The organism is Streptomyces sp. NPDC107581 (genome assembly GCF_055657175.1).
The window spans coordinates 586,220-596,116 of sequence record NZ_JBVKBH010000004.1 but is presented as its reverse complement, the minus strand read 5'-3'; the positions used below and the strand labels follow the sequence as shown (position 1 = coordinate 596,116).

Sequence of the window (9,897 nt, the reverse complement as noted above, 5' to 3'; positions counted from 1 at the left end):
CGCTCGCCGGGGTCCATTGTTGATACGGCCGATTCTACCGTTCCCGCAGGTCAACCGCTGTGTGTTAAAGGGGAGTTGGGGTGGCAGGAGCATCACTCGTCGCCCCCCTTGCGGCCGCGCTTGACGACCTTGCAGCGGCACTCGTTGCCGTACTCCGCCCCAATGCAGTTCACGTAGCCCTTGCCGTCCGGGTAGTCCTTGTACGCCGCGGCCCGGTTCCGGTAGAGCTGGCCGTCGTTGTCCGCGCACGGCTTGCAGGTGTTGTCGTCCATGTGCGCGACGGCTTCCCAGCGCATCGCAGCCTCGATGTCCTCACCGAGCAGACCGGCCACGGCGTCGCCCCACGAGGCGGCGGGTAGAGGGGGAGCGGCCGGGGCTGCGGCAGCGGGTGCGCCTGTGTAGGCGATCTCTGGCAGGCCGACCGCGGAGAGCACGCCTGTCGGGTCGAAGCCGGCCTGTACCAGTGCGGCAGCGGCTCCGGCCTGCGCGGTGAGCTGCTTCGATTCCGTCTCGACGTCGCCGCTGACGGGGTCGTCGAAGTCGAACTCCAGGCCGCGGGCGGCTTTCCCGAAAAGGGGCAGCAGGCGGGTGTTCAGAGCCTGTCGGGTGCGGCGAAGGCGGGTACGGACGAGCCACTTCGCGAAGATGTCCTCCGCTGCTTCCATGTTGGCCCGGTTGGCGTCGTCGACCGTGCCGAGCATCGGCTTCGGGAACCCGAACGCCTCGCGGATGATCTCCCGACCGACGTTCCGCAGCTCCACGAACTGCATGTCCGTCATCGAGAACGAGCGGTCGACCCACTGGAGCCCGTTCTCCAGCACGGCCACCCGGTGCGCGTTGGCGACGCCACGGTGCTGCTCGGCCCACCGGTCCCGGAACTCGTCGAACTCCCAGTCGTCGAGGCGCCGGTCGACCTGGACGATGCCGCCGGGCTGTGCGCTGTTGTGGAAGAAGTTCGCGTTCCACTCCGCGGACGCGCGGGAGGAGTCGAGGTCGGCGAGGATCGTCTGCACCGGCCCCCACCCGCGGTACGGATCCAAGGGATTGGGCCGGCGGAGCATGATGACGTCGTCCACGCCGAGGGGAACCTGCTCGCCGGTCGGCGACGAGTACACGTACCCGGACAGGAAGTTGTCCCGGTCGGGTATGGGGGTCATGCGGTCGGGGCGGGCGAACCAGAGTTCCAGGGGGATCGTCGACCGCTCGTTGCGGGAGATCACCCACCACTGCTCGCCGGTGAGTTCCTCGTGCTGCTGCGTCGCCTCACGCCACGTCGGGCCGGTCATGAACGCGTTGGGCTGCAGCCAGAGGTCCAGGGCGGCGTGGGAGGTGACCTCCTTGCGGTCCTCTTCACGGCCGGAAGCCGCGGACCGGTAGAGGTGCCATTCCACCTGGCTGTAGGCGGTGGTGATCCGCTCGACGATCGCAAACAGGGTGCCCACGGATCCCATGGCGCGCATTTGCGCCTCTTGCCCGGCGGGGCGCAGGTAGTTGGAGACGAGTCCGGAGCGGCCGGCGTTGGGGGCGAGGGCGATCGGGGCGCGGTTGGTGAGGGTGCGGAGGCCGGAGGCGACGTCGCCGAAGAGGGTTCTGGCCAACGCCCCTCCTTACCTAGCTCCCGCCGTGGATCCGCCAGTTCAGGACGAAGCAGCCGACGCCCGCAGCGGCCAACCCTGCAGCCGTGCCCCACCAGACCATGGCAGAACTCGACAACAGAATGATCCCAGTCGTGTCAAGCGAAACCGGCATAGCTTTCTTCAAAGCAGCGAACCACCTGCTCAGACGACCACTCACCACCCTCACACCCCTTCCGGCGGCATCCGGCCGCAACTGTAGGCAATCCACAAATCAGCCAACGAACCGCAACTGCGGCCGACCCAACAGATCCCGCTCTGCGACCATGTACCGGCCGGCGTCCATGCTGTGGTCGTTCGCCTTCTCCGGCTCTTCCTTCAAGCCGCCCTTGTTGCCCGGCTTCACAGCCCACACGTAGCCCGACACTTCTTCGGCGAGCCCAATCGGAAGGGAGGCGGCGTCCATCTCGGGATCACGGCTGAGCAGCGCGTCACGAAAGACGTACAGGCGCGCCCTGCCGTCACGCTGCTCCTTCAGCCGGGCCGAGAACGCCTGGATGCCGTCGGACACGCTCTTCTTCGCCGGGATCGTCGACATGCCGAGCTTCCGTTCCAGGGTGGCCCGGTCCTCGGCGTCGTGATCGGTGATGATGGCCCGCGGCCTCGGCTGGTCCTTCAGGAGCCGGTCGCGGATGACCTCGGCGTGGTCCTCGACGAGCATCCTGGTGCGAACCCACTCGCGGATCAGGTACAGCCGGCCGTCAGGGTCCTCGGCGTAGAGCTGGGCGACGAAGGGATTTGTGAACCCGAAGTCGATGCTGATCCACCGGGTCCAGGCCGTGGGCACGTCGAACGGCTCGACCACGTGCACCGGTTCCGACCAGCCCTCGTACACGAGTCCTTCCGCGGCGGCCCAGATCCCTTCGCGGAAGCGGAGTCGGCGGACGCCGGTGAGGGCATCGAGCTTGGCCATGTAGTCGATGCCGCGTTCGGTGAGGGTGCCGTCCTCGCGGACGTAGAGGGGATTGTCGCGGTGCAGGCTGTGGATCATGCGCATGGTGCCGTCGTCGCAGCGCTGCTTGATCCAGTGTTTTGGGTGGTCCGGGTTGCAGGCGAGGACGATCTGCCGGTACGTGTCGCTGTTGCCACGGAGACGGGTGATCAGGGTCTCCAGCGCGGTGAGGCTGATCTGGGTGGCCTCGTCCACGTAGATCCTGCTGAACTCCGTCGACAGGAACTTCTCCGGACGGTCGAGGCCGCCTACCAGGATCTCGGCGCCGTTCGCGAACTGGTAGGCGGGGGGCTTGCGGGGGCTGCCGCCGAACCACCGGACGATGCCGTCAGCGAGCGCTGCGGTGGCGACTTGCTGCTCGAACGTCACCAGTGTCGATCCGGTCAGCGCGGCGTGGGTCTGGCGGACGATCAGACTGCGGCAGCCTGGCACCATGAGGCTGGTGTAGAACGCCTTCTGCAGCATCGCCAGCGACTTTCCAGTACCCGCCGGCCCGGCGACGCAGACTTCCTGCTCTTTCGCGGATAGCAGGGCTTTGGCGCCGCCGCGCGGTTCGTACCGCACGACCGTGGAGGTCACACGAGGTCCTGGGGGTCGACTCCGACGACCTCGTACTTGACGCCACCGGAGTGCTCGATCTTGGTGGGTTGCTTCATGCCGGTGAGGGTCTGGACGGATTCCAGGCACTGGCGTGCCGAGTTGATCGCGGACAGCACCGGGGCGTGGTCTTGGAGCGGGTTGCCGGCGTCGTCCTTCACGATGCGGCCGTGGGAGACGACGACGTGGTCTGCCTCGATGACCTCGACGGCCTTTTCGAACAGGTATTCCATGCGGTCGAGGTGGACGCGGAGGGCAGCTTCGCCGGCGTCTTGGACGACTTCGCGGACGGCGCGTTGTACGGCGCGCATGGCGGCCTGTCGGGTGATCCCGAAGTGCTGGCCGATCTCGCGGTAGTTGAGGCCTTGCGAGAAGAGGCGTGCGGCTTCGGCGTCGCGTTCGGCGCCTTCGATGGTGCGTGCGTAGCGGCCGCGGCCGTCGCGGTCGTCTTGGCGGGGGTTGCCGATGGGGTTGTCGTTGGCGGTCACGGCGTCCCCTCTTTCTGGCGTTATACGTATGACGGGTTGCGTGGTTTGATGGTAGCGATGCGCGTCAACCGGGCTGGGTGGCGTGAGGGTGGTGCGCAGGGCGAAGGCCCCGATTCTCTGCCTGTGGCGGCGCAGGGATCGGGGCCTTTGGCGTGCGACGGGTCAGGCGTTGGGGATCTCGTCGGCGGTGATGGTCTCGAAATGCCACCACCGGCCTTCGGACCACTGCATGACCTTCGCGGTGTCCGCTCCAGCGCGGAGGGCCGTCCTTACGTGGTCGAATGCCTTGGCTTCGCTGGTGTGCTCGACTTCGGCCAGTTGGATGCCGTTCTGCGTGAGGATCACACGCCACGGCTTACGAGGCTTACTTGCCATGGTCTAGTCCTCACGCTCCCAGGTGGTGCCGTACCCGTCGTTGTGGTCGGTGTCGTGGTCGGGGTCTTCCTGGCAGAAGACCTCACTGCCGACGGAGTTGTGGTTCATCTCGTCGCAGACGGGCCCGGTGTGCACAGGCCCGTTGGCGATCTCGGCGAGGAGGCGTTCGCGGGTCTCGCGGGCGCGGCGCTTCTCCCATCCCTGGCGGGCGCCTCGGGATCGGTTGGCGCGGGTGACGGGGTCGTTTTTGCGGGCCTGCCGCAGGAGTTCGCGGGCGGCGCGACGCTGTGCGGCCATCTGCTCGGCGGCGGCACCGAGGGCGGTGAACAGGTCGCCCATCGCGTCGCCACGTCGGGCCGGATCGTGCATGGCGCGATCCATGTTGATTACGGCCTGCTCGACATCCATCGGCTCGGACCGGTCGGTCACAGTGGGGTCCTTTCGGTGGCGGTGGGTTGAGCGTAGGGCGGGGGTCAAGCAGCGGGCGCTACGAGCGCGGGGTCCAGCGGGTGAGGCTGCTGCCCTCGTTGATGACGACGACCTGTCCCGTGACCGTGACGGGGCAGCCCTGCTCATTGGCGTACAGGACTTCGGCCTCGACCATCGCGGAACAGTTCGTGTTGGTGGGGATCCAGGTGCGGCCACCGTCGTCGGAGTACTCGTGGTCGTACTGCTTGTTTCGGTCGAGGTTCAGCATGGTGGGTCCTTCCGGGGTCAGGCGGCGAGGCTGAGGATGTGGGCGGCGATGCGGTGCTTGCAGGGGTGGAGGCCCTTGATCCCGGCGGGGCAGGAGCAGGCGGTGCGGTGGGTCTTGTAGGTGCGTGCGCCGTCGGAGGAGGGGGCGAGGTAGATGCCGGTGCGGAGGGGGATGAGGGCGCCTTGCTCGATGAGTTCTTCGGCTTTGGCGATCTGGTGGGGCTTGTAGGTGGCGATGATCTCGGCCTTGGCGGCTTCGCGGACCTTGCGGGTGCAGGTGGGGCCGTAGCCGGTGGCGCAGCTCTTGGCGCTGGTGAGGGTGCGTCCGCAGCGGAGGCAGTTGGTGTGCTGGTGGGTGGTGGTGTTCTGCATTGCTGCCCCCTTGGTGCGCTTCCTTGTGACACCCATGTTGGCCTACTTGGTAGGCCTTAGTCAAGAGGCTTGGCCTAGCCGGTTGGCCAATCTTGTGGGAGACTCGGGGTATGAACACCGCCAAGCTCGAACTCGCAGCCCAGCGCTACCGAGAAGCCGAGACCGCCTTCGACGCCGCCCGCACCGACCTCCAAGCCGAGGCCGTCGCCTTCCTCCAGCAGACCGAGGAGCGCGGGGCGCAGGCCACCGTCGTCCGCATCACCGGCTGGACCCGCGAGTACCTGCGTCGGCTGGCCAAGAGCAGCGAGGAGAAGACCGCATGAGCGACGTCGACTGCCCGCACTGCCACGCCACGTTCGGCAACCTGGACATCCGCGTCATCACCACGGGCCCGGACGGCGTACCCGTCGCGATGAAGCACACGAGGGACTGCGTCGACTACCCGCCCGAGACGCCGGGCCCGGACGAGGATCCCACCACATGAGCCTGACCACACGCCTGCGCGCCCTACTCCACCGAGGCACCTCGGAGCCCACCTCACCACCCTGCGACCGGTGCGGCAACGACACCGGCAAGCCGTGGTTGTGGCATAACACCCGCACGCTGTGGCACTGCACCACGTGCGAGCGAGAGATCGCAGACCGAATGCTCGACATGTATCGGGAGATCAATAAGCGGCAGGACGCGCTTCTCAGGCGCCGCGCAGGCCTTCCTCCCCACGGCGAGCCCACCGCATGACGACGGCCCCGCCCGGACGATCCGGAGCGGGGCCGCTGCACGTCTGGGCTACGGCCCGTCGGTGAGGCTGCCGTTGATCGAGCCGTCGTCGTAGTAATCGAGGGCGTCCCGCTCGTCTTTAGGCATGTCCTTGATCGCGTGGTTCAGGGTCCACGCCATCAGGACAGTGTCGTAGTCGTCCTGCTTCAAGCCCTCACAGGCGCCGGGCCGGTGCGTCTTCGTCGCCGACGACGTGAGCGACTTCTGGCAGTCCTTCACCATGTCGTCGTAGGACGGCTGGGCAAGCCAGATACCCAGTCCGGTGCCGGCCGCTACGACCGCGGCTGCGGTGGCGCTGATGATGGTTGTGCGGCGGCGCATGGGTTCCCCCTGGGTTCGTTCTGTCCGCCGCATGATGCTCCCGCGTGGAGGTTGCGTGAAGGCGTTGTCGCCGTTCCGTGACCCGAATCCGCCCGAACCAGCGCCGCACCCCTTCCAGCACCGGCACACTGGCACCTGTGGCGATCAGGTACGCAGTACAGGCAGACACCAAAACCGAATGCCTGCACGCCCTGCGCGAATTGTGCGCGAAGCTCGGCGCCCGACCGTCCACGATGCCCACCGATATCGTCGGCAACGGCTGGCTCGCTCGCGCCATCCCCGACCGGCCGGCGGACGTCGAGCCCGAGCCCGGACACGAGTAGGCCCCGTCACCGACGGGGGAACGGTGACGGGGCCTGGCACTCGCCTCAAAACCCAGTGTCGCAGGACTGTCAAACGGTGCTGGGCGGGGGTGAATCGGGGGGTGACCGGGACGCTGGGAGCGACCGCCGATCCACCCCGGCCGTCGTACAGATCCACCCCCCAATCCACCCCCACCGCATGCCCGTTGACCTGCGGGTTACTGCTGCACTATCGCCTGTACATCCCATGCTCCGACCGGCACGATCCGCCACGTCTGCGTAGCCTCATCACGCTCGACTTCCGGGCGGAGCGCGCCAGCCGCGTCCCTCACCTGCTTGTCGCCGAGGCCGGTCGCCTGCTCCAGCTCGCGCCGCGTCATGTTGCCGTATTTCGCCAGCGCGTTGCGAACCTTGTCCTGGTTCGAGTCGCCCGGCACCGGGAGGATCAGCCGCTTCCCGACCGGAGCCTTCGCCGTCTCCTGGCCGAGACGTGCGATCTCCCGCTTGAAGTCCTCACCACGCAGCCACTGCACCCGCGACCGGAACGGCTTGCCGTGATCAGGGGTGTTGACGAGGATCTCGCCCGGCTTCGTCAGGTCGCCCGGGTTGTATCCACTGGACCTGCCGAATACGAACATCGCGTGATCGCGGTCGTTCATCCTGGTGCTGATCCGATTCGCGTAGTTGCCGCGGGCGTCCGTCTTCCCACCGAACACTCCGGATGACGGCTGCTGCGTCGCCGAGATCATGTGAATGCCATACGCCCTGTTCAGGGCTAGGAACGACTCCACCTTGTCGCTGATCCGGTGGCCCTTCTTCAGGCCCTTGTCGCCCTGCCGGACAAGCTCCGCGTGTTCGTCGACGATGACGTACACGGCGGGCCGGCCGTGTTTCTCGGGGATCCATTCCTGATCGCCGTGTCGGGCGAGGATCTGCCCGCGCTCGTCCAACTCCTGCCGCATCCAGTCCATCAGGGCGTGCGCCTCCTCGGGGGTGGAGGCGAGGTCTTGCAGGATCGGCAGCATCGGGGACAGTTCCGGCGAGCCGGGCTTCATGTCCACCCCGTACAGGACAGTGTCCGGACGCCCTGCCAGACGGATGGCTACCAGCCTGACCAGCGTGGACTTCCCGAACTTCGAACTGCCGGCGATGAGGGTGTGGGCGTAGGCCATCTCGATGTCGACGGGCTGTCCGAACTCGTCCTGGGAGATCCGGACGGGGTCCCGGAACGTGGCACCGTGCTCGGGCTCGTAGGGGACGGCGGCTTCCAGCGGGTCGCCGTCGACATAGTTGATGACGAGCTGGCTGGTGAGCGGGCCGTCGTCGAGGTGGAACGCGCCGTCGACGCGCATGGCTCCCGCAACCTTGGGCCAGCGGACGCGCAGCGTCGCACGGTCCAGGGCGGGCGGGCAGTCCAAGACGGCCTTCCAGCCGACGTCCGTGGCTTCGACGAAGCAGCCCGCGAGTTCCGCCTTCAGCGTCTCCCACACGGCGGTGCGTAGCTGCTGCTCCTCGACGGTGCGTCCGGCCAGGTTCGGGCCCACGGGGACGGGTGCGGGCGCGGCGACCTTGGCGAGCTGGTGCTGCCGGATCTGCTGCCCGACCAGCGCCGTCTGCAGCTTCACGGCTTCCATGTTCAGCTTCATGTCGTCGTGCCTGGTGTGGTGCTTGTACACCAGCTTGGCGGCGACTGCTGCGGCGCAGGCGACGAGCCACGCGTAGGCGGTCGGCCCGGCCCCGCCGACGGTGGTGACGCCGGCCTGCGTGAACGCGCCGGCCGCGGCGAGCGCTCCCCAGGACAGGGGCTGTGGCCACTTCTTCGCGAAGCTGACGAAGGCGAGCTTGCCGGTGGCGAGGGCGGTAACGAACTCGGCGACGGCTGCGGTGGTGCCGTACTGCCATTCGGCGATCAGGGCGGCGCCGGTGACGATGCTCGGGGCGATGGTGCTGGTGGCGAGGTCGGTGCGGGTGAGCTTCACGGCGCGGCGCTCCGGGGAGGCGGAAGGGCCCCGCGCGGTGGCGGGGCCGGACGGCGGCGGGCTAGTTGGCCTGGCGTGCTTCACGGAGGTAGCGCTTCGCCGTGGCCAGGCTGACGCCGAGCTCCTCCTTCACCTGCTCGGAGGTGATGCCGCGGTCCTGAGCCAGGAGCTCAATGACCTGAGCCACGGCCTTGGCGCGCTGAGCCGACTGGGCGGTGAGGTGGGCCGAGAAACCGAACCCCTGGGCCTGCGGCGCAGCGGGCGGAGCTGGCGGCTCAGGCGCGCTGGCCTGCGTGGGAGCAGCGCTGAGCCCACCGCCTGCGTGGGCAGGCTCGGCGAGCTGAGCCGTGGGCTCCACGAACTGAGCCGTCAGCTCAAGGGGCTGAGCTTCGAGCTCACCGAGGTAGGTGGCGAGCTCACCGCGGAGCTCGAACCACTCAGTGTTGCCGACGCGGTGTTCGTTGAAGCGGGCGTGCAGGGACTGCTCGTAGTCCTGGCCGCCGTGCTCGACACGGATGACGTCGTCGGGGCGGAGGGCGAGGCCAGCGATGCGGCGGCGGAGGTTGCGCGTGGTGCCGATCTTGACGCGGGTCCCGTTGCGGAGGAAGTAGACGACGGGGGCGTGGGCCTTCTTGAGGAGGTCTTCGACGTCCTCGATCTCCTCACCGACGACGCCGGCGGGCTCGGTGGCGAGCTGCTTACCGACGAGTGTCTCGGGCTGAACGGCAGGTGCGATCTGCTCGACGATGGGCTCGGGCTCGGGCTGGCGAGCCTCTAGGGCGAGCTTCAGGCGGGCCGTTTTGTGCCCGGTCCGCGCGCGGTCCCATTCGCCGAGGGCGAGGGCCTGCTCGGTGCCGGCCTGCTGCTGCAGGGTCCTCAGGTAGGCCTCGTACTTGGGTTCGAGCTTGATCCGGATGGTGTGCATGCCGATCGCCCATACGCCCTTGGCGGCGGCGGAGACGAGCGCGCCGATGACGCCGACGGCAACGGCGTCGGACCGGACGCCGTCGATGATGATCGCGGCCATGGACACGGCGAGCATCGCGATACCGGCACCAGCTGGGACCTGTGCGCGTTTGTGGTCGTAGCGGAGGATCCACTCTGAGATGAGGCAGGCGGCCCATCCGGCGTCGAAGATCCCGGCGACGAGGTAGGCGCCCCAGGGCGGGGCGAGGAGGGCGAGCATGCCGCCGATGGCGACGGTGCCCCAGATGATCGCGCCGATGGTCATACAGATGGCGACGGTGAAGAGGAGGCGGCGGAGGGTGGCGTCGAGGTTGAACGGGAGGCGGGGCAGGGTGGGGGTGGTGTCGGGAACGGGGTACGAGACGGGCACGCCGTTCACGGTGTCGGTGATGGTGCGGGTCGGACGGCGGAACGGGCGGGCCATGGCGGGATGCCTCC

The 9,897-nt window shown here is 68.0% G+C and carries 13 protein-coding genes; 3 read left to right on the top strand and 10 right to left on the bottom strand.

Translation table 11 applies throughout. From position 1 onward, the window contains the following. Positions 1–92: 92 nt before the first annotated feature. From ACZ7P3_RS12845 to ACZ7P3_RS12815, 7 genes are all read right to left on the bottom strand, one after another. Complete coding sequence (locus tag ACZ7P3_RS12845) at positions 93–1,598, bottom strand: phage portal protein (RefSeq protein WP_472080933.1); 1,506 nt, start codon at positions 1,596–1,598, stop codon at positions 93–95. Positions 1,599–1,848: 250 nt separating this feature from the next. Then, positions 1,849–3,165: a phage terminase large subunit gene (locus tag ACZ7P3_RS12840; RefSeq protein ID WP_472080932.1), complete on the bottom strand. Its 1,317-nt coding sequence runs from the start codon at positions 3,163–3,165 to the stop codon at positions 1,849–1,851. Continuing rightward, on the bottom strand, positions 3,162–3,671 hold the full coding sequence (locus ACZ7P3_RS12835) for a helix-turn-helix domain-containing protein (protein ID WP_472080931.1): 510 nt from the start codon (positions 3,669–3,671) through the stop codon (positions 3,162–3,164). Before ACZ7P3_RS12835 ends, ACZ7P3_RS12840 begins: the two co-directional genes overlap by 4 nt. A gap of 162 nt (positions 3,672–3,833) precedes the next feature. Beyond that, positions 3,834–4,046, bottom strand: a complete 213-nt coding sequence (locus ACZ7P3_RS12830) for a hypothetical protein (RefSeq protein WP_472080930.1) — start codon at positions 4,044–4,046, stop codon at positions 3,834–3,836. Positions 4,047–4,049: 3 nt separating this feature from the next. Then, a complete protein-coding gene (locus ACZ7P3_RS12825; RefSeq protein ID WP_472080929.1) occupies positions 4,050–4,475 on the bottom strand; it encodes a hypothetical protein in 426 nt (141 codons plus the stop codon). Between the two features lie 58 nt (positions 4,476–4,533). Continuing rightward, positions 4,534–4,743: a hypothetical protein gene (locus ACZ7P3_RS12820; protein WP_472080928.1), complete on the bottom strand. Its 210-nt coding sequence runs from the start codon at positions 4,741–4,743 to the stop codon at positions 4,534–4,536. Positions 4,744–4,760: 17 nt separating this feature from the next. After that, positions 4,761–5,114 carry a DUF6011 domain-containing protein gene (locus ACZ7P3_RS12815; RefSeq protein WP_472080927.1) on the bottom strand — a complete coding sequence of 118 codons (354 nt, stop codon included), beginning with the start codon at positions 5,112–5,114 and terminating at the stop codon, positions 4,761–4,763. A 110-nt stretch (positions 5,115–5,224) separates the two neighbouring features. On the opposite strand from ACZ7P3_RS12815, the gene ACZ7P3_RS12810 reads away from it, so the two are divergent. Next, positions 5,225–5,437 (top strand): hypothetical protein, encoded by a 213-nt coding sequence (locus tag ACZ7P3_RS12810; RefSeq protein ID WP_472080926.1) that lies wholly within the window; start codon positions 5,225–5,227, stop codon positions 5,435–5,437. Next, positions 5,434–5,598, top strand: a complete 165-nt coding sequence (locus ACZ7P3_RS12805) for a hypothetical protein (RefSeq protein ID WP_472080925.1) — start codon at positions 5,434–5,436, stop codon at positions 5,596–5,598. The genes ACZ7P3_RS12810 and ACZ7P3_RS12805 overlap by 4 nt, the downstream gene beginning before the upstream one ends. 302 nt (positions 5,599–5,900) lie before the next feature. On the opposite strand, the gene ACZ7P3_RS12800 is transcribed toward ACZ7P3_RS12805, so the two are convergent. Continuing rightward, entirely contained in the window at positions 5,901–6,212 is a 312-nt protein-coding gene (locus ACZ7P3_RS12800; protein ID WP_472080924.1) for a hypothetical protein, read from the bottom strand. A gap of 137 nt (positions 6,213–6,349) precedes the next feature. Between ACZ7P3_RS12800 and ACZ7P3_RS12795 the strand changes: the two genes are divergently transcribed. Beyond that, positions 6,350–6,535 (top strand): hypothetical protein, encoded by a 186-nt coding sequence (locus ACZ7P3_RS12795; protein ID WP_472080923.1) that lies wholly within the window; start codon positions 6,350–6,352, stop codon positions 6,533–6,535. Between the two features lie 197 nt (positions 6,536–6,732). Here ACZ7P3_RS12795 and ACZ7P3_RS12790 read toward each other — a convergent pair whose 3' ends face one another. Then, on the bottom strand, positions 6,733–8,577 hold the full coding sequence (locus ACZ7P3_RS12790; RefSeq protein ID WP_472080922.1) for an FtsK/SpoIIIE domain-containing protein: 1,845 nt from the start codon (positions 8,575–8,577) through the stop codon (positions 6,733–6,735). Next, the gene (locus ACZ7P3_RS12785; protein ID WP_472080921.1) at positions 8,555–9,883 is read right to left on the bottom strand and encodes a GIY-YIG nuclease family protein; all 1,329 of its coding nucleotides are present in this window, start codon (positions 9,881–9,883) and stop codon (positions 8,555–8,557) included. Before ACZ7P3_RS12785 ends, ACZ7P3_RS12790 begins: the two co-directional genes overlap by 23 nt. Between the last annotated feature and the right edge of the window lie 14 nt (positions 9,884–9,897).